The sequence below is a fragment of the Kribbella pittospori genome (genome assembly GCF_004331465.1).
Classification (GTDB): Bacteria; Actinomycetota; Actinomycetes; order Propionibacteriales; family Kribbellaceae; genus Kribbella; species Kribbella pittospori.
This window is the reverse complement of sequence record NZ_SJKB01000001.1, coordinates 15,874-32,137: the sequence shown is the minus strand read 5'-3', so window position 1 is coordinate 32,137 and position 16,264 is coordinate 15,874. Positions and strand designations below refer to the sequence as shown.

The 16,264-nt window shown below is 68.3% G+C and carries 18 protein-coding genes; 6 read left to right on the top strand and 12 right to left on the bottom strand.

Annotation, left to right across the window (positions count from 1 at the left end; all coding sequences use genetic code 11):
- Positions 1 to 26 precede the first annotated feature (26 nt).
- The gene (locus tag E0H73_RS00175; RefSeq protein ID WP_131349731.1) at positions 27 to 803 is read left to right on the top strand and encodes a TrmB family transcriptional regulator; all 777 of its coding nucleotides are present in this window, start codon (positions 27 to 29) and stop codon (positions 801 to 803) included.
- Positions 803 to 1,300 (top strand): winged helix-turn-helix domain-containing protein, encoded by a 498-nt coding sequence (locus E0H73_RS00170; RefSeq protein ID WP_131349729.1) that lies wholly within the window; start codon positions 803 to 805, stop codon positions 1,298 to 1,300. Before E0H73_RS00175 ends, E0H73_RS00170 begins: the two co-directional genes overlap by 1 nt.
- Here E0H73_RS00170 and E0H73_RS00165 read toward each other — a convergent pair.
- Entirely contained in the window at positions 1,294 to 1,827 is a 534-nt protein-coding gene (locus E0H73_RS00165; protein ID WP_131349727.1) for a COG4315 family predicted lipoprotein, read from the bottom strand. The two genes, E0H73_RS00170 and E0H73_RS00165, sit on opposite strands and share 7 nt — an antisense overlap.
- An 88-nt stretch (positions 1,828 to 1,915) precedes the next feature.
- Here E0H73_RS00165 and E0H73_RS00160 point away from each other — a divergent pair, with 88 nt between their 5' ends.
- Together E0H73_RS00160 and E0H73_RS00155 are read left to right on the top strand one after the other, a co-directional pair.
- Complete coding sequence (locus E0H73_RS00160; RefSeq protein ID WP_131349725.1) at positions 1,916 to 2,422, top strand: sigma-70 family RNA polymerase sigma factor; 507 nt, start codon at positions 1,916 to 1,918, stop codon at positions 2,420 to 2,422.
- Positions 2,419 to 3,039, top strand: coding sequence for an anti-sigma factor family protein (locus E0H73_RS00155; protein WP_131349723.1), 621 nt, complete (start codon positions 2,419 to 2,421; stop codon positions 3,037 to 3,039). Before E0H73_RS00160 ends, E0H73_RS00155 begins: the two co-directional genes overlap by 4 nt.
- Before the next feature lie 30 nt (positions 3,040 to 3,069).
- Here the strand turns inward: E0H73_RS00155 and E0H73_RS00150 are convergent, their stop codons facing one another.
- From E0H73_RS00150 to E0H73_RS00135, 4 genes are all read right to left on the bottom strand, one after another.
- Positions 3,070 to 4,329, bottom strand: coding sequence for a hypothetical protein (locus E0H73_RS00150; protein WP_131349721.1), 1,260 nt, complete (start codon positions 4,327 to 4,329; stop codon positions 3,070 to 3,072).
- A gap of 7 nt (positions 4,330 to 4,336) precedes the next feature.
- The gene (locus E0H73_RS00145) at positions 4,337 to 5,872 is read right to left on the bottom strand and encodes an alkaline phosphatase D family protein (RefSeq protein WP_131349719.1); all 1,536 of its coding nucleotides are present in this window, start codon (positions 5,870 to 5,872) and stop codon (positions 4,337 to 4,339) included.
- A 145-nt stretch (positions 5,873 to 6,017) separates the two neighbouring features.
- Entirely contained in the window at positions 6,018 to 6,392 is a 375-nt protein-coding gene (locus E0H73_RS00140) for a DUF1304 family protein (RefSeq protein ID WP_131349717.1), read from the bottom strand.
- On the bottom strand, positions 6,389 to 6,763 hold the full coding sequence (locus E0H73_RS00135) for a cupin domain-containing protein (RefSeq protein WP_131349715.1): 375 nt from the start codon (positions 6,761 to 6,763) through the stop codon (positions 6,389 to 6,391). The genes E0H73_RS00140 and E0H73_RS00135 overlap by 4 nt, the downstream gene beginning before the upstream one ends.
- Before the next feature lie 136 nt (positions 6,764 to 6,899).
- On the opposite strand from E0H73_RS00135, the gene E0H73_RS00130 reads away from it, so the two are divergent.
- Positions 6,900 to 7,940 carry a helix-turn-helix transcriptional regulator gene (locus tag E0H73_RS00130; protein WP_131349713.1) on the top strand — a complete coding sequence of 347 codons (1,041 nt, stop codon included), beginning with the start codon at positions 6,900 to 6,902 and terminating at the stop codon, positions 7,938 to 7,940.
- On the opposite strand, the gene E0H73_RS00125 is transcribed toward E0H73_RS00130, so the two are convergent.
- The 7 genes from E0H73_RS00125 to E0H73_RS00095 form a co-directional block, all read right to left on the bottom strand.
- Positions 7,930 to 9,048 carry an N-acetylglucosamine-6-phosphate deacetylase gene (locus E0H73_RS00125; RefSeq protein WP_131349711.1) on the bottom strand — a complete coding sequence of 373 codons (1,119 nt, stop codon included), beginning with the start codon at positions 9,046 to 9,048 and terminating at the stop codon, positions 7,930 to 7,932. The two genes, E0H73_RS00130 and E0H73_RS00125, sit on opposite strands and share 11 nt — an antisense overlap.
- Complete coding sequence (locus E0H73_RS00120; RefSeq protein ID WP_131349709.1) at positions 9,039 to 9,782, bottom strand: sugar isomerase domain-containing protein; 744 nt, start codon at positions 9,780 to 9,782, stop codon at positions 9,039 to 9,041. The genes E0H73_RS00125 and E0H73_RS00120 overlap by 10 nt, the downstream gene beginning before the upstream one ends.
- Positions 9,775 to 10,515, bottom strand: coding sequence for a 6-phosphogluconolactonase (locus tag E0H73_RS00115; protein ID WP_131352453.1), 741 nt, complete (start codon positions 10,513 to 10,515; stop codon positions 9,775 to 9,777). Before E0H73_RS00115 ends, E0H73_RS00120 begins: the two co-directional genes overlap by 8 nt.
- On the bottom strand, positions 10,515 to 11,351 hold the full coding sequence (locus E0H73_RS00110; RefSeq protein WP_238163725.1) for a fumarylacetoacetate hydrolase family protein: 837 nt from the start codon (positions 11,349 to 11,351) through the stop codon (positions 10,515 to 10,517). The genes E0H73_RS00115 and E0H73_RS00110 overlap by 1 nt, the downstream gene beginning before the upstream one ends.
- Complete coding sequence (locus tag E0H73_RS00105; protein ID WP_131349705.1) at positions 11,348 to 12,877, bottom strand: AGE family epimerase/isomerase; 1,530 nt, start codon at positions 12,875 to 12,877, stop codon at positions 11,348 to 11,350. The genes E0H73_RS00110 and E0H73_RS00105 overlap by 4 nt, the downstream gene beginning before the upstream one ends.
- A 62-nt stretch (positions 12,878 to 12,939) precedes the next feature.
- Entirely contained in the window at positions 12,940 to 13,848 is a 909-nt protein-coding gene (locus E0H73_RS00100; RefSeq protein ID WP_131349703.1) for a carbohydrate ABC transporter permease, read from the bottom strand.
- Positions 13,848 to 14,729, bottom strand: coding sequence for a carbohydrate ABC transporter permease (locus tag E0H73_RS00095; RefSeq protein WP_131349701.1), 882 nt, complete (start codon positions 14,727 to 14,729; stop codon positions 13,848 to 13,850). Before E0H73_RS00095 ends, E0H73_RS00100 begins: the two co-directional genes overlap by 1 nt.
- Before the next feature lie 194 nt (positions 14,730 to 14,923).
- Here E0H73_RS00095 and E0H73_RS00090 point away from each other — a divergent pair, with 194 nt between their 5' ends.
- Entirely contained in the window at positions 14,924 to 16,249 is a 1,326-nt protein-coding gene (locus tag E0H73_RS00090) for an ABC transporter substrate-binding protein (protein WP_131349699.1), read from the top strand.
- The last annotated feature ends 15 nt before the right edge of the window (positions 16,250 to 16,264 follow it).

The window sequence follows — 16,264 nt, the reverse complement described above, 5'->3', positions numbered from 1 at the left end:
GCCAGGACGACCGGGGAGGGAGCCAGATGGACACGGAGTCGTTGCTGGAACAGCTGGGCCTGTCGAAGACCGAGGCCAAGGTCTACCTCTGTCTGCTCGGCGAGGCGCCGCTGCCCGCCGCGACCATCGCCGACCGGACCGGGACCTCGCGCAGCAGCGTCTACCTGGTACTGCGTTCTCTCGTCGACAAGGGACTCATCGACGCGGGCGCCGGCTACAGCAGCCGCTACCACGCCGCTCCCCCGGACCGGGCGCTGGCCGCGCTGCTGGAACGCGAACAGCAGGAGCTCGAGAACCGCAAGCAGCAGGTCGAGCAGGTGCTGCCGGACCTGTCCAAGTTGTTCGAGCAGAGCACCGGCGCGGACGGCGAACTCGTGGAGATCCTCCGCACCCCGAGCCTGGTCGGTCAGCGGTTCGACCGGCTTCAGTCCGAGGCACGCGAGAGCATCGACGTGGTCGTCCGCGGACCGCTGCAGGTCGGCGGCTCGAACGAGGCCGAGCTCGGCGCACTCCGGCGGGGCGTCCGGGCCCGGGCGATCTACGACAACGCGATCCTCGCCGATCCGGTGGTCGCGAAGAACCTGTCGTCCTGGACGTCGGGAGGCGAGCAGGCGCGGGTGTATCCGGGCGCGCTGCCGATGAAGTTCGCCCTGTTCGACGCGCACACCGTGGTGATGCCGCTGGTCGCGCCCGGAGTCACCGGCGTGGTCGCGATCATCGTCCGCAACAACGAACTCGCGGCCGCGCTCGAGTTCCTCTTCGACACGTTGTGGAGCGCCTCCGAACCCCTGAAGCAGGCGTGATGGACGCCGCCATCCCGGTCGTCGTCTGTATCGCCACCAGCCCCGAGGAGCGGAGCCGGCTCGCCGCCCAGTTCGACGGCGCCGGTGTGCTCGTGGTCGCGTCCGACCCCACCGTCGCCGGTCAGTTCCTCCGCCAGTTCCGCGGATCCGGAGGAGCACAACCGGCCGGCGACGCCTCCGTCGTACGCGTGGGTGGTCTGCGCCTGGACGATCACGAGGCGACCTGGCACGGCCTGCCGTTGCCGTTGACACCGCACGAGTTGAAGGTCCTCGCCTGCCTGGCGGAGCGGCCCGGCCGGATCTGGACGTACCAGCAACTGCACGACCGGGCCTGGGACGGCTCCTACTTCACCGGACCCGCGGCCGTGCAGTCGGTGATCAAGCGGCTCCGGGCCAAGCTGCGGCAGGCCGGGGTCCTGGTCCACATCGACGCCGCGCGTGGCCTCGGCTTCCGCCTGGTCGACAGCAACGACCTCCGGCTGATCCGCGGTCAGTAGCCATAGCCCCCGTTGCCGTTGCCGTTGCCGGACGATGTCGACGGGGCCGGCGAGGGAGCCGCGGCCGTGGTGGCGGCCGCGTGCCAGGTGAAGCTCGCGCCGTCGAACTCGTCGGTCAGGTCCTGGCCCTTGTGCTGCCCTGCCGCGGTGTCGAGGCGGAAGGTGTACAGCGGCTTGCCCTGGAAGGTGAGCTGGCTCTTGCCGGTGTCGGACCGCTGGACGACCCCGAGACCGTCCATGGCCTTGGCCGCGCTGTCGGATCCCTCGACCGGCATCCAGAAGTCCAGGCAGCCGGCCGTGCACTTGATCATGCCGCCGGCCTCCTGGTCGGCGAAGTAGACCGTCTTGCCGGCCGGATCGACCAGGGTCTGGCCGATACCGCTCACGTCCTTGACCGACACGGCACCGTTCGCGGCAGGAGCAGCAGGCTGGTCACCGGCCGTCGGCTGGTTGCTGCCACCGGCACCACACGCGGTCAGGGTGGCCAGCGCCGCGGTTGCCCCGAGCAACAGATTGAAAGCTCTCATGGGATGTTCTCCTCTCCCGGTCAACTACGCACGCGCTCCGGAGATGGTTCAGTTGAACCTTTGACCGCGCTGGCGCGTATCTCCTTGTGTGGATGACGAAACGGTGATCCGCGCGCTGTACGACAGGTACCGGCGACCGTTGTTCGGCTACGTCCTGCGTTCGGTGGGCGGCGATCACCAGTACGCCGAGGACATCGTGCAGGAGACGATGGCCCGGGCCTGGAAACATTCCGACCAGCTGGATCCGGAACGGGCCGGTCCGTGGCTGTTCACGGTCGCGCGCAACCTCGTCATCTCGGGGCGGCGCAAACGCGTGGCCCGCGTCACAGAGGTGCCGTTGGACGGGCGGCGCGACCCAGCGGCCGAGGCGGACGACATCGACCGGGTCCTGCAGGCCTGGCAGGTGGCGGAGGTGCTGCACGAGCTGAGTCACGACCACCTGCAGGTGATCGTCGAACTGTTCTACCGGCGGCGGACCGTCGCAGAAGCCGCCGTCGTCCTGGGGATCCCGCCCGGGACGGTGAAGTCGAGGAGCTATTACGCGCTGCACGCGTTGCGGGCCGCGTTGGAGGAACGGGGAGTGACCGGGTCATGAAGTGTCCGGAGACCATCGCGATCGGGGCGTACGTCCTTGGCGCCCTGGACAGCGCGGAGCGCCACGCCACTGATCAGCACCTGCGCACGTGCGCGTCCTGCCGCGAGGCATTGCTCCAGTTCGCACCGCTCCCCGGCCTGCTGCACTCCGTTCCGCCCGAAGACCTCGAGGCAGAGGATCCGGCGCCGCTCCCATTGCCATTGCCGCCACGTCCGGTACGACGTACCCGTCGGTGGATCCTGGCTGCGGCAGCTACCGTCGCGGTCGTTGCGGCCGGCGGGGTGGTCGGCTGGCAGGCGATCGACACCCCGGACTCGGCGACCTGGACCGCGACCAACGGCGTTGGCGGGATCGACACGACGGCCGAACTGACCAGCAAGGGCTGGGGTACCGATATCCAGTTGCGGATGACTGATCTGAATCCCGGAGAGCACTGCGAGCTCCTCGTCCACGGCCGGGACGGCAGCGTGGAGACCGCGGGCTGGTGGGCGACCACGAGCACCTACAAGGCCAACGTCCCGGCGAGCACGTCGATCCCGCTGAAGGACATCGAGCGGCTCGAGGTGGTCACCTCCGGGAACACAGTGCTGAGCACGGTGTCCCCGGAGACGCGGTAGTGCCCTGCGTCCCCGACGCAGGGCACTAAATCACCAGCTGTTGTTTGAGATTCCGGTGCCGAGATAGATCTGGTCGTAGGTGTTGCCGTCGTTGTCGTCGGTGTAGGCGACAGCAACCTCGGCGAACGGCGAGACCGCCACTGTCATCTGTTCCTGCCGCCCGGCCGGGAGCGACATCAGCTGCTGTGCGGACAGCCGGCCGGTGTCCGTACCCGTCGTACCGAAGCCACGGACCCAGACATCGAGGTCGGTGGCCTGGAGCGTCCAGCCGACGACCGTCTGGGCTTGGTCGTCGATACCGATCGACGGTGCCTTGGCGCCGGTCGCGACCTGGACGTCGGCGTACCGGGCCGTGCCGGTCGAGGTGAAGTTGCGCGTCCAGGACCCCGCGGTACCGGTGTGGTCGGACTCCCACGCGACCGCGAAGTCACCGTTGAAGTTCGCCGCCACCGACGGACGCGTCTGCTGACCAGTGGTGTTGGAGTTCGCGACCCGGCGGGTCAACGTCGCCGCACCGTTGGTTCGGGCGAGCCGGATCAGCCCGACCTCGTACGACGCATTGGCGTCGCCGTCGTCCTCCCAGACGACAACCGCATCGCCGGAGGCCGACGCCGCTACGTCCGGGTTGTGGTGCTGTCCTGTCGTGGTCGAGGCAGTGACTTCCCAGGCACGCGTCGTCGGACCGGTGAACCCGGCCGCCTTGACCGTCGGCTGTGTACCGGTCTGGATGTCCTCCCACACCACGGTGAACGCGACCGCTGCACTCGACGGTGCACCATCCGGATCGACCGACACACGCGGGTTGATCTGCTGTCCGTCAGCGCTGGTGTTGGAGTTACCCGATGCGGTCACCGTGCCCGCGGGGTTCAGGACGCGGTACGGGATGTTGTAGAAGCCGTTGCCGTCCGGGTCGTCCTGCCACACAACGACCGCGTTGCCCTTGTCGTCCAGGCCGACATCCGGGTGCAGGTGGCGCCAGTTCGTCACGCCACTGCTGCCGGCGGCGGACACCTTCTTCTCATACAGCGAGGTCCCGTTGCGGTACACCCGCACAAAGATCTCGCTGTGCACATTGTCGGTCGCGTTGTCCGTGTCGCGGTCGTCCTCCCACGCCACGGCCACGTAGCCGTTGCGGTTGGTCGCGATCGACGGCGCGTCCTGGTCACCGGTCGACACGCTGTTGGCGGTCGCCCAGGTCGGCGTGGCGATGTGCGCATCCGCACTGGGAGCGGCGAGTACGACGGACGACAGCAGGGTGATGGCTGCGACAGCAGCTGCGGAAAGCTTCATGATCCCCTCACACAGCCTGCAGGCCGGGCCGGCCCTCTTGGACGACGAACGACTTCACGGTCGTGGCGGCAGCGCCGTGTTCCGACACCTTCGCCACCGCGCGGAAGTCGGCCTGCAGCTGCGTCGGGCTGAGCGTCGCCCGCACATACCCGCGCCGGTTGTTGTAGAACTTCAGCCACGGATTGGTCCCGACATCGGGAACAGTTGTCGAGCCGTCGCCGTCACCGCTGGACGTGACCGAACTGGTCACGAGCTCGGTGCCGATGGTCGCCGAGTTCGCGTTGGTGTAGTCGGCCTTGAGGTCGTTCGCCCAGGCACGGTGCACGTCACCGGTCAGTACGACGGGATTGCGCGTTCCGCGGTCGACCCAGCCCTGCTGGATCCGGGCCCGGGACGCGCGGTAGCCGTCCCACGAGTCCATGCTCGCGCCGGTCGAGTTGAACCGCCGGGCGAAGAACACTTGCTGACCAATGATGTCCCAAGTGCCCAGGTGCTGGTTCAGACCGTCGAGCAGCCAGGTCTCCTGCGCATTGCCGGGCAGGCTGCGCGACGCCAGATCCGCGTCCGAGCAGATCTTCCAGCCGTCGCCACAGGCCTGGTCGTTGCGGTACTGCCGGGTGTCAAGCATGTGGAACGTTGCCAGACTCCCCCAACGCAGCCGCCGGTACAGCGGGATGCTGTTGCCGCTGTTGGCTTGAGCCGGCCGCAGCGGCATGTTCTCGTAGTACGCCTGGTACGCCGCCGACCGTCGCGCGGTCCATTGCGCAGCGGTCAGCGCCGGAGTGTTGTTCTCGCGGATCGTGCCCGCGTAGTTGTTCTCCACCTCGTGGTCGTCCGGTACAACGATCCACGGCGCGACCGCGTGGGCGGCCTGCAGATCCGGATCGGTCTTGTACTGCGCGTACCGCCGCCGGTAGTCCGCGATCGTCACGATCTCGGCGCCCAGGTGCAACCGCGGCCGCCCGGAGGTGGCGCCGTACTCGTAGATGTAGTCGCCCAGGTGCAGGATGAGGCCCGGGTTCTCCTCGGCCATCCGGCGGTAGACGGTGTAGTAGCCCTCCTCGTAGTGCGAGCAGGAGGTGAACGCCATCGTCAGGTCGCGACCGGCCGCGCCGATCGCGGGCGTGGTCCGGGTGCGGCCGACCGGCGAGACGTGGCCCTGGGCCCGGAAACGGTAGAAGTAGTCGGAGTCAGGGTTCAGATTGCCGGCGACGACGTGGACGGCGTGGGCGGTCGCGTACGTCGCGGTGACCTGACCGTTGGCGACCAGAGTGCTGAAGGTGTCGGTGGTGGACACCTGCCAGTCGACGACGATGTTCGTGTCGGTCATCCCGCCGTGGCCGTCGGCGTTCAGCGGCGACGGGGCCAGCCGGGTCCACAGCACGACGCTGTTCGCGTCGGGTTCACCGGAGGCGATACCGAGCTGGAACGGGTACGGGACGGCGGCGGTCGCCGCGATCACGGCCGAGCGGACCGGCAGAGCACTGGCGCCGGCCGCGGCGAGTCCGCCGAGGACAAGGGTTCTGCGACTGATTGGGCTCATGAGCCTCACCTTCACGGGTACTCAGGGCGGCAGGGTCCCCGGCTGGATGAAGCTGATGGTGACATCCGGAGAACCTTGAGTGATGGTGCTTGATGCCCATAGTTGCGCAAGACCCGTAAATTTCCTACACCTCGCGTCGTACTGCTCAGTTGAGGGCGAGGATGAGCAGCACCGCCGCGGGGACGCCCTCGAGAAGGGCGTTGAACCACAGCTTCCGCTGCGACACCACCAGGACGACGGCCATGAACGTGTGCTGCGCGGCGGTGAAGACGACCAGAGCCTGCCCTTGCGCGACATAGTCGTTGCGCGCGAGCAGTACGCCGGCGACCAGCGCGATCGCTGTGGTCAGGTTGTAGAAGCCCAGGTTCACGGTCCACAACCGGACCGCGTCGAAGTCGCGGGGCTTGGTCAGGAACAGCGGGTAGAGCCGCGGGTGGCGGTACAGGAACGACTCCATCACGAACACCGACACGAGCATCACCGCGATGACGATCGCCAGCACCTGCGTCGCCGTACTCATGACTGCATCTCGGCGAGCTCGGCGAAGAGCGCGCTCATCCGGCCGCTCTGGCTGATGGCGAGGAACTTGGCCGACGGCGTGAGCACGGAGAACGTGTTCAGCGTGCCGGCCGGGATGCTGATCGACGACCCCGGACCGAGGTCATAGCCCTGATCGCCTGCCTGGACGAGGATCCGGCCGGTCAGGACGTAGAATGCCTTGCTCCAGGACTCGCTGTGCGGTGGCGCGGCCGGGGCTCGTGGCGCATCGATTTCGAACACCTCGTACTGCGCTCCGGTGTGCTCGCTGCCGACCTTGACCGTCACGATCGCGTCCGGAGCGGCGTACTCCGCGCCTGTCCCGGCCGTGCTCAGGTGTACCGACTCATTCATGCTGCCTCCCTTGTCTGGCTGCGACGGTAGGCAGCGGAGAGCGGGGGCTCCATCCCGTCCACCGGTGGTCTTCTCCGCCTCGGATCCCCACATTTCAGGGATAGGCGGGTCCGGTACGGCGGCGCATACTGAGCCCATGTGGGAGGGCCGGGCGCGAGCCGCGCGCCGGGACATCGCGGCACTGGCGACGTCCGGACTGGGCGTCTCGGAACTGCATGCCGCGGCGATCGAGGTGGTCGAGCAGGTCGTCGGCAGTGAGCTGACCTGCTGGGCCGCGATGGATCCGGGCACGCTGGTGATCAGCTCGATGACAAGCGGCCGCGACCACATCCCGCCCGAGTACGAACCCACGCTGGCTGAGACCGAGTACGCCGGCACCGTGCCGAACTCGTTCGCCGACCTGGCCCGCCGGCCGGACCCGGTGGCGCGGCTGTCCGACCTGCCGTACCGCCAGGTCGTCGGGCACCGGCGGCTGAACGAGATCTGGCGGCCACTCGGGATCGAGCACGAGGTGCGGGCCGCGTTCACCGTCGATGGGGATTGCTGGGGCGCGGCCGGATTCGTCCGGAGTGGTCCCGAGTTCAGCGATCGCGAGGTCGAGTTCCTCGGCTCGGTGGCGCCGGCGATCGGTGCGGCGACGCGGGTGGCGGTGCGGACCGATGCCCACGGCTACAAGGGCGGGGCCGGACCGTCGATCGTAGTGACCGGCCCGAGCGGTGAGCCGCGCGCCATCACGGCAGCGGCGCGGACCTGGCAGGACGAGCTCGACGAGATCGCGCCCGGGCGGTTCAACACCCTCCTGCGTGCCGTGGTGACCGGGACTCGAGCGGCCGGGACTTTCCAGGCGAGGGTGCAGACGGCGAGCGGTGGTTGGGTGGTCCTGCAGGGCAGCCGGCTGATCAGCGACGACGACCGGTCGGAGGTCGTCGTCACGATCGAACCGGCCGGCGGTCACCACCTGGTCGGCATGCTGCTCGCGGCGTACGGACTGACCACTCGGGAGCGCGAGATCTGCCTCGAGATCATCTCAGGTCACAGTACGACGGAGATCGCCGACCGGCTGTCGATCTCGCCGCACACGATCCAGGACCACCTGAAGTCGGCGTTCGCCAAAGTTGGTGTGCGCAGCCGTGGCGAGCTCGTCGCGACCCTGCGCCCGGACGATCTCACGCGTTGATCGTCAGTGTCCGGTCGCCGGGCTGCCACCTGAAGGTGATGACGTCGGTGACCGGATCCCCCGGCTGCAGCCGTCCATCCGTCCCGTCGATGATCCGGCGGGGTGTCGTGATGGCCATGGTGAGGGCCTCGGGCAACGAGAAAGCGGCGGCCGCCCAGGCGACGCCGTCCGCGAGTGGCGCGGCCGCGCCGGCCAGGTACGGCGTACCGCTGACGAGCAGGCGTCCGTCGTCGGTGAGTTCGACGTCGCCGCCGACGGACGACGAGTAGGTGCCCGGTGGCCGGCCGCCGGTCGCCACCGAGTCGGAGACCAGGAAGGACCGGTCCAGGCCCTTCGCGCGAACCATCGCCACGAACGTGTCCACCGGGAGGTGGTGGCCATCGGCAATGAACCCGGCGGTCAACCGGTCCTCGGCCAGCTGTGCCCACAGGTAGTTCGGATGGCGCGGCAACTGGGCGTGCGCGCCGTTGCCCAGATGGGTCGACAGCGTCGCGCCGGCCTCGGCCGCGGCACGGATCTGCGCGCCGTCGGCATGCGTGTGCCCGACCGCCACTCGGATGCCGGTGGCAACGACCTCCGCGATGAAGCCAGTGCTGTCAGGCCAATGCGGCGACACGGTGATCAAGCCGACGAGTCCGTCCGACACGTCCTGGCACAGTTCCAACTCGGCCAGATCGGGCGGACGGACGAAGGCCGCGTCGTGCGCGCCGCGCGGACCGTCCTGGTCGGAGATGTGCGGACCCTCGAGGTGCACGAACGGAATGGCAGCCGCAACCTCGGCGTCCTGCCGCCTCGCCTCGGCCACGATCCCGAGAGCACGACGGTTGCGCTCCGGGCTCGCCGTGATCAGCGTCGGCACGAAGACCGTGACTCCGACCCGCCGCAAGGCCTCCCGCAAACCGCGGACCGTGTCCACGGACAAGTCGTCGCCGTTCAGGTCGTAGCCGGCGTACCCGTTGACCTGCAGGTCGGCGAGTCCCCGGCTGATCCACGGCAGATCCGCATCACCTGGCGCTCGCTCGATGCGGGAGATCAGGCCGTCGGCGTACTCGAGGTGGAGGGTCTCCCCCGACCATGGGTCCCGGCCGGACAACCTGTCTACAGCCACCGCACTCGCTCCCGGAACCTGCCGATGAAGGCCGCGTTCGCCTCGTCGCCGCCCGGCGCGTTGCCGCTGCGCCACACCGGCGGCACGACGTTCTGCTCCAGGAGTCGCTCGATCGCGGCCAGCACCATTGTGTTGAGCGTGAACGCGTTGGCGAAGGTGGAGACCGCGGCGACGCGCTCGGGCATCCCGGCGACCTCGACCACCGCGTCGCCGATCGGGACCTTGGTGTCCACGGCAACGTCGACGACCTCGTGCAGGTTCGCGCCGGACGGATGCCGGGCCGGATGCGACTTCGCCGTCTGCGCGGCGTGCTCACGGGAACTCACGCCGATCGTCCGCACACCCCGCTCGCGCGCGGTCAGGGCCGCGTCGATGAGCGCCGCGTTGATCCCGTAGGCGTTCACCAGCAGCAACAGATCGTCCGGGCCGAGCCCGGCGTTCTCGATCACTATCCGACCGTAACCCGGCGTGCGCTCGACGGCCATGGAGCGGAGCGCGCCGTTCGACAGCAAGGTGCCCTCGTCGAGGATCGCGGAGACGTGCATCAGGCCGCCGGCCCGGAAGAAGATCTCCTGCGCGGCCAGGTTCGAGTGCCCGCCCGGTCCGTACACCTGGATCAGCCGATCGGCAGCGACCTGCTCGGCCATCAGCTGGGCAGCGGCCGCGATCGACTCGCCTTCCTCGGCCTCGATCCGCCCGAGCAACGCCGTGATCGCGGTCAGGTACTCACTCATCGGGACTGGCCTCCTGGTCGAGATACAGCCGGGCCCGCCGATGCGTCCGCAGCGCACTCGCCGGTACGTCGGGATCCACCGGACCGTGCAGCGTCCGCCGTACGGCATCCCGTTTCGCCGGACCCGACACCATGCAGAAGATCTCGCGGGCCGACAGCAGGCACGGCACCGTCAACGTCCAGGCATGGGTGGGTACGTCGTCCAGCGCCGCGAACAGCCCTTCGTCCACCTGCTGCCGGCGACTGGTCTCGTCGAGTGCGACCACCTGCACGACGTCAGTGGTGGTGAAGTCGGCCGGCGGTTCGTTGAACGCGAGGTGCCCGTTGACACCGATCCCGGCCAGCACGATGTCGATCGGCGCGGCCGCGACCAGCGCCGCATAGCGAGCGGCCTCGGTGGCCGGATCCGCGCCGCCGTCCGGGTCGATCACGGTGAGCGGCGCCGGGGCGGTGAAGTGCCGGCCCAGCCACCGGCCGAAGCGTTGCTCCGCAGCGACCGGCAGCCCGACGTACTCGTCCATGTGGAACGCCTCGACCCGTGACCAGTCGATGCCCTCGGCAACGGACAGCGCGGCCAGCGTGTGCTGCTGGCTCGGCGCCGCCGCGAGGACCAGCCGGGCCGAGCCCTGCGCCTCGATGATCCGGCGCAGAGACTCGGCCGCGGCCGCCGCTGCCGCCGCCCCGACGGCTGCGGGATCTGGAAGCGTCTCGACCTCCAGGTTGTCGACGATCATCAAGACGCGGAGACCAGCCTGCTGTGCTGCTCACCCAGACCATCGGCCCACACGCGCACGACATCGCCCTTGCGCAAGAACCGCGGCGGCTTCTGTCCTGCCCCGACGCCGGCCGGCGTGCCGGTGCTGATCACGTCGCCCGGGTAGAGCGTCATGTACTGCGAGATGTAGTGCACCAGGTGCGCGACGCCGAAGATCATGTTCGCCGTCGAGCCGTCCTGCAGTACGTCGCCGTTGACGTCCAGGCCGAGCTTGATCGCCTGCGGATCGGGCACCTCGTCGGCGGTCAGGATCCACGGACCCAGCGGGCAGAAGGTGGCCGCGTTCTTACCCTTGTCCCACTGGCCACCACGCTCCAACTGGAAGTGCCGCTCCGACACGTCGTTGGCCAGCACGTAGCCGGCGACGTGCTCCAGCGCCTCCGCCTCGCTGTCGAGATAGGCCGCCGTACGCCCGATCACGACGCCGAGCTCGACCTCCCAGTCGGTCTTCTCGCTGCCGCGCGGGATGACGATGTCGTCGCGCGCGCCGACCACGGTGTCCGGTGCCTTCATGAACAGGATCGGCTCGGCCGGCGCCGCCTGGCCGCCCTCGGCCGCGTGGTCGGCGTAGTTCAGCCCGACGCAGACGATCTTGCCGGGGCTGAGTGGTGCGGCGAGCCGTACTTCGTCCAACGCGGCAGCCGTCCCCACGTCGGCGAGGGCCGCGGTGGCGCGCTCCCGGAGCCCGGCCGGGTCGAACGCCCCGGGCTCCCCGGCCAGCGTCACCACCCGGTCGTCCTCGGTCAGTACGGCGTCACGCAGACCGTCGTCGGTGTGGACACGTAGCAATCTCACTGATTCCTCCATGCGGCTTGTCCGGCCCAGTTCAGGTACGCGACTCCCAGCGCGTGGGAGCCTTGCGTCATTTCCAGCTGTGCAGCGTCGTACACCCGCAGCGACTGCTCGTAGACCAGCGGGTCCTGCTCAGCGTACGGACACCAGCGGGCGCACTGCACGGCGTTGGCCGGTACTGCGGTGGTCCGACCGTCGATCACGAACCACACCTCGGTCTCCGACCGGATGATTCGCTGGGTGAAGGTCGCCGCGATCCGCTCCACATCGGTCGCCAGGTCGGGGTCGATCCCCGCGTCGTACGCCGCGTGCATGAACTCGGTGCTGATGGCCGCATGACTGATGTCCTCGTACTGCCGCTGCCGCGGGTACGACGGCGTGTACTCCGAGATCCCGGAGGTGCTGGAGAAGCCGGCGTACACCTGGCTGTACGGCGGCCAGTAGGTCCACAGGTAGGCGCCTTCGGCCGTCAGTTGGAAGCCGGCGCGGAAGGCCTTGATCAGTTGCTCGACCTTGGTGCGATAAGCCTGCCGGCGGGTGGCGCGGTAGAGCTCGACCAGAACCGCCCCCAGCGCATGGCTCTGGTTGTACGGCTGGATGGTGCCGTCCCACGGGACCGGCGCGCCCTTGGCCCAGACGTAGTTGCCGGTCCCGTCCGCGGAAGCGACGTACTCGTCGTCGTGAAACTCCAGCGCCGCAGTGGCCGCGGCGAGCAACTGCTTGGCGGTCTTCATCCGGCCGCCGTGTCGCAGCTTGGGATTCTCGAACACCATCCGCGCGAATCTGGCCAGCGGATACGCGACCATCCCGGTGTGGACGGCGAAGACGTAGTGGTCAGACGTGAACGTGATCGTGGCCGGAGCCGGCGCCGGAGCTGCGGCGGGTGCGGACCTGAGATCGGCCGCCGTCCACCGCAGCGACGGGGTGAACACCTTGTTGACCGCGGTCACGACGTACGTCGGGGCAGCCGGGTCCAGTGAGACGCCACGCACGTTGACCGTGGTGTTCTGGTACGGGTTGCGCAGGATCAGATCGAACAGCGTGCCGACGACGTTCGTCACCTCGACGGTCGACTCGGCCGCCCTGGACCAGGCCCAGCGGACCTCGACAGCGGGTGTGCCGTTGCCGTCAGGGATGACTCCACGGGCCACCGTGTAGTTGCCGGCGGTCCGCCAGACCGGGCCGGACCGACCGAGGTAGTCGGTGACTCCGCGGGCGTGGTCGGTCGTCGCCATCAGGTGCCGGGCGCGGTCCTCGAACGTGCGCAGGTAGCGCTCGTCCTGATAGGTCTCGTACATCCGGAGCAGACCGAGCAGGAAGTAGGACTCGCCCCAGGCGTAGAAACCCTCCTCGTTGTCCTGCGGGTTGCTTGCCAGGTACGCCGTCTGCGCGGCGTCGAAGGCTTCGGGCGAGTCGTAGTCCAGTGGATCGGCAGACGCCGGAAGGGCTGGGAGACCGGTCCAGGCGGCGACTCCGGTGGCGGCGGTACCGAGGAAGAGCGTGCGACGGCTGACGGGCGGGTTCAACATGATGCCTCACTGGGGTGGACGGGAAAGGCGGGAACCACATGGGGGCGGGCGGACATGGCGACTCAGCCTTTGACCGCACCGCCCATGCTGTTGAGGATGCGTTTCTGCAGGAACAGGAAGACCATGACGACCGGGACCAGCGAGATCACCGTGCCCGCGGCCAGACCGCGGACGTCGGTCCCGCTGACTCCGCTCAGGTAGGCGATGCCGAGCGCGATCGGGAACTTGGACTGACTGGTCAGCGTGACCAGCGGCCAGATGAAGCTGTTCCAGACCGAGACGAAGCCGAGGATCGCCAGCACAGCCAGGGTCGGGGCGACGATCGGCACCGCGATCCGCCAGAAGATGGCGAACTCGTTCGCACCGTCCATCCGGGCCGCCTCGACGATCTCGTCGGGGATCTGCGAGAAGGCCTGGCGGAGCAGGAAGATCCCGAGCGACGACAGGATGGCCGGCAGGATCACCGAGGCGAACGTGTCGGTCAGTCCCAACTGGCTCATCACCAGGAAGCGCGGGATCAGCATCAGCTCACCCGGCAGGAACATGATCGACAGGAACAGCATGAAGAACACGCCGCGGCCGCGGAACGCGATCCGGGCCAGCGGGTAGGCGGTGAGCGCGGAGACCACCAGGTAGATCGGGACCGTGACCCCGACATAGATCAGCGAGTTCACCAGGAACCGGGCGTACGGGATCGTCGTCCACGCCTCCCGGAACCAGTCGGCCACCGGCGGGCGCGGAATGAGGTCCGGCGGGAAGCCGAACACGTCCTGGCTGGCCGGTTTGGTGGCCGAGCTCAGCAGGATCAGGAACGGACCGATGAACAGCGCCGCCACCGCGATCAGCAGAACGTAGAGCCCGATCCACCGGAGTTTGCGCCGCGACGTCCCGGCCGGCGTGGCCTGCGTCGTGGGCGGACCGACGCGTGGCAGCTGTCCGGCGCGCCGGGCCAGCCGGCTCCGGGTCGCCATCAGCCGTCCCTCCGCCGGGTCACGACCAGGTTGAAGCCGGCCAGGACGATCATGATCGCCCACAGCAGCAGGCCGACGGCGCTCGCATAGCCCATGTCGTAGTCCTCGAAGGCCTTCGACCAGATGTAGTAGCCGAGGGTGAGTGTGGAGTCGAGCGGACCGCCGCGGGTCAGCACGTAGACGGACTCGAAGGCGCGCATCGCCTCGAGCATGCTGAGGATCAGCGTGACCGCGAACGTCGGCCGCAGCGACGGGACGATGACGTGTCTGAGCCGCTGCCAACTGTTGGCGCCGTCGATCCTGGCCGCCTCGACCTGATCGGGCGGGACCGCCTGCAGTCCGGCCAGATAGATCATCATGAACAGGCCCGCGTTCTTCCACGCCTCCAGCAGCACCACCGTCGGCAGCGCCCAGTGCCGGTCGAGCAGGAAGTCGATCGGACCTGCCCCGACCAGGCTGAGCACCCAGTTGATGACGCCCTCGCGGTTGAAGACGTACCGCCAGGCGACCGCCACCGCGACCATCGACGTGATCACCGGCAGGTAGTAGAGCATCCGGAACGCCTGGATCGCCCGCAGCTTCAGGTTCACCAGCATCGCCAGGAACAGCGGGGCGACCACGGTCAGCGGCAGGAACATCACCACGAACAGCAGCGAGTTGCGCAGCGCGATCCAGACCCGTGGGTCGTCCAGCAGCCGGGAGAAGTTGTCCAGCCCGGAGAACCGGATCGGGCTGACGATGTTGTAGTCGGAGAAGGCCAACTGGATCGCGATCACGGCCGGCCAGGCGAACATCGCGGCGTACATCAGCAGCCCGGGCAGCATGAACGCGTACGGCGTGTACCAGTGCTGACCGACCACGCGGCCCCTGAGACCCGGCATGCCTTCCGCCTCTCGTGTCTGAAACCTGGCTTTCAGATTCGCGGTTATGCGGAACCGTAGCTCACCACATCCGCCGCCGGAAGCGTTAATTGGCAAGAATTTTTGGAAGTCACCGGTTGACGACGGCCCATCGATGGCAAACACTGTGGTGTCTGTAAGCACTGTTTAGGACACACATCCCCGAGGAGCTCGCGATGGCGCGACGCACACGATCCATGCTGAGGGGCCGCTTGGTCCCAACCGTCGCGATGGTTCTGGCCTTGCCGCTGGCCCTGGCCGGCTGCGTCTCCGGCAGCCCGGCCGGCGGGGACGAGCCGGAGCAGCAATCGACCGACGCCTACTCCGGCGACGTCGAGTGGTGGACCATCAACCTGCAGAAGAACTACGGGCCGGACATCCAGAAGTGGATCGACGCCTACCAGAAGGAACACCCGAAGGTGTCGATCAAGTGGGTCGACGTCCCGGGCCAGGACATCACCACCAAGCTGCTGGCCGCGATCGCGAGTGGCAAGGTGCCGGACGTCGTCAACTTCACCTCCGACACCACCGGTCTGTTCGCCGGTTCGATGGCCGATCTGAACTCCCTGCTCAGCAAGGACGAGATCGCCGCCTATCTGCCGAACCTGGCCGACCCCCTGGTTGCCGACGGCAAGCGGATCGCGCTGCCCTGGTACAACGGCGGCACCACGCTGGCGTTCTACAACAAGGATCTGCTGGCCAAGGCCGGCTTCGACCAGGCCAAGCCGCCGAAGACGTACGACGACGCGCTCGCGCTGGCCAAGACGTACCACGACGGCAGCGGCAAGTCCGCGACCAACTTCATGTCCTACTCCACCGTGGTCCAGGCCGACGGCATCCCGATGCTGTCGGACGACGGCAAGAAGGCCGCCTTCAACACGCCGGAAGCGGCGGCACTGCTGGAGAAGTTCAAGACCCTCTTCAGCGCAGGGGCGATCGCCCCGGGTAGCCTCAGCCAGAACCAGCGTGACCTGCCCCAGTCGCTGGAGAACAAGCTGATCGCGTTCAACCCGGCCGCCACGTCGAGCACGCTGCTGAACGTCCAGAAGAACGCCCCGGCGGTGTACCAGTCGATCGTCGTCGGCCCGCCGGTGACCGGTGCCGACGGCAAGTTCTACATGCCCGGCCAGCAGGTGATGGGAGTCCCGGCCAAGTCGGACAACCAGGCCGCCGCAGCCGCGTGGCTCAAGTACGTCACCGCGCCCGAGCAGCAGCTCGCGCTGTGCAAGCTGGTGCCGATCTACCCGTCGGCGGTGAAGGCGCTCGAGGACCCGTTCTTCACCGACATCAAGGGAACGACGCCGGCCGACCAGGCCCGCAAGACCCTGCTGGACACGTTCAAGAACAGCGTGGACGCGTCGATGGGTTCGGGCAACGACGAGCAGCTGCGGAAGCTGTTCGACGACCAGGTCCGGGCGTTCATGTCCGGGACCAAGTCCGCCAAGGAGGCGCTGGACGCCGCCGAGAAGGCGTGGAACGACACCCTCGCGAAGGGCAAGTGAGTTGGCCCTCGCGTC

What these genes read in the sequence shown, in the direction of transcription:
- E0H73_RS00140 (WP_131349717.1), bottom strand. Translation starts at nt 6,392, where the DNA reads ATGAGTACGGCGACGCAGGTGCTGGCGATCGTCATCGCGGTGATGCTC.
- E0H73_RS00095 (WP_131349701.1), bottom strand. Translation starts at nt 14,729, where the DNA reads ATGCCGGGTCTCAGGGGCCGCGTGGTCGGTCAGCACTGGTACACGCCG.
- E0H73_RS00150 (WP_131349721.1), bottom strand. Translation starts at nt 4,329, where the DNA reads ATGAAGCTTTCCGCAGCTGCTGTCGCAGCCATCACCCTGCTGTCGTCC.
- E0H73_RS00130 (WP_131349713.1), top strand. Translation starts at nt 6,900, where the DNA reads ATGTGGGAGGGCCGGGCGCGAGCCGCGCGCCGGGACATCGCGGCACTG.
- E0H73_RS00120 (WP_131349709.1), bottom strand. Translation starts at nt 9,782, where the DNA reads ATGAGTGAGTACCTGACCGCGATCACGGCGTTGCTCGGGCGGATCGAG.
- E0H73_RS00155 (WP_131349723.1), top strand. Translation starts at nt 2,419, where the DNA reads ATGAAGTGTCCGGAGACCATCGCGATCGGGGCGTACGTCCTTGGCGCC.
- E0H73_RS00175 (WP_131349731.1), top strand. Translation starts at nt 27, where the DNA reads ATGGACACGGAGTCGTTGCTGGAACAGCTGGGCCTGTCGAAGACCGAG.
- E0H73_RS00105 (WP_131349705.1), bottom strand. Translation starts at nt 12,877, where the DNA reads ATGTTGAACCCGCCCGTCAGCCGTCGCACGCTCTTCCTCGGTACCGCC.
- E0H73_RS00170 (WP_131349729.1), top strand. Translation starts at nt 803, where the DNA reads ATGGACGCCGCCATCCCGGTCGTCGTCTGTATCGCCACCAGCCCCGAG.
- E0H73_RS00165 (WP_131349727.1), bottom strand. Translation starts at nt 1,827, where the DNA reads ATGAGAGCTTTCAATCTGTTGCTCGGGGCAACCGCGGCGCTGGCCACC.
- E0H73_RS00135 (WP_131349715.1), bottom strand. Translation starts at nt 6,763, where the DNA reads ATGAATGAGTCGGTACACCTGAGCACGGCCGGGACAGGCGCGGAGTAC.
- E0H73_RS00115 (WP_131352453.1), bottom strand. Translation starts at nt 10,515, where the DNA reads ATGATCGTCGACAACCTGGAGGTCGAGACGCTTCCAGATCCCGCAGCC.
- E0H73_RS00145 (WP_131349719.1), bottom strand. Translation starts at nt 5,872, where the DNA reads ATGAGCCCAATCAGTCGCAGAACCCTTGTCCTCGGCGGACTCGCCGCG.
- E0H73_RS00100 (WP_131349703.1), bottom strand. Translation starts at nt 13,848, where the DNA reads ATGGCGACCCGGAGCCGGCTGGCCCGGCGCGCCGGACAGCTGCCACGC.
- E0H73_RS00090 (WP_131349699.1), top strand. Translation starts at nt 14,924, where the DNA reads ATGGCGCGACGCACACGATCCATGCTGAGGGGCCGCTTGGTCCCAACC.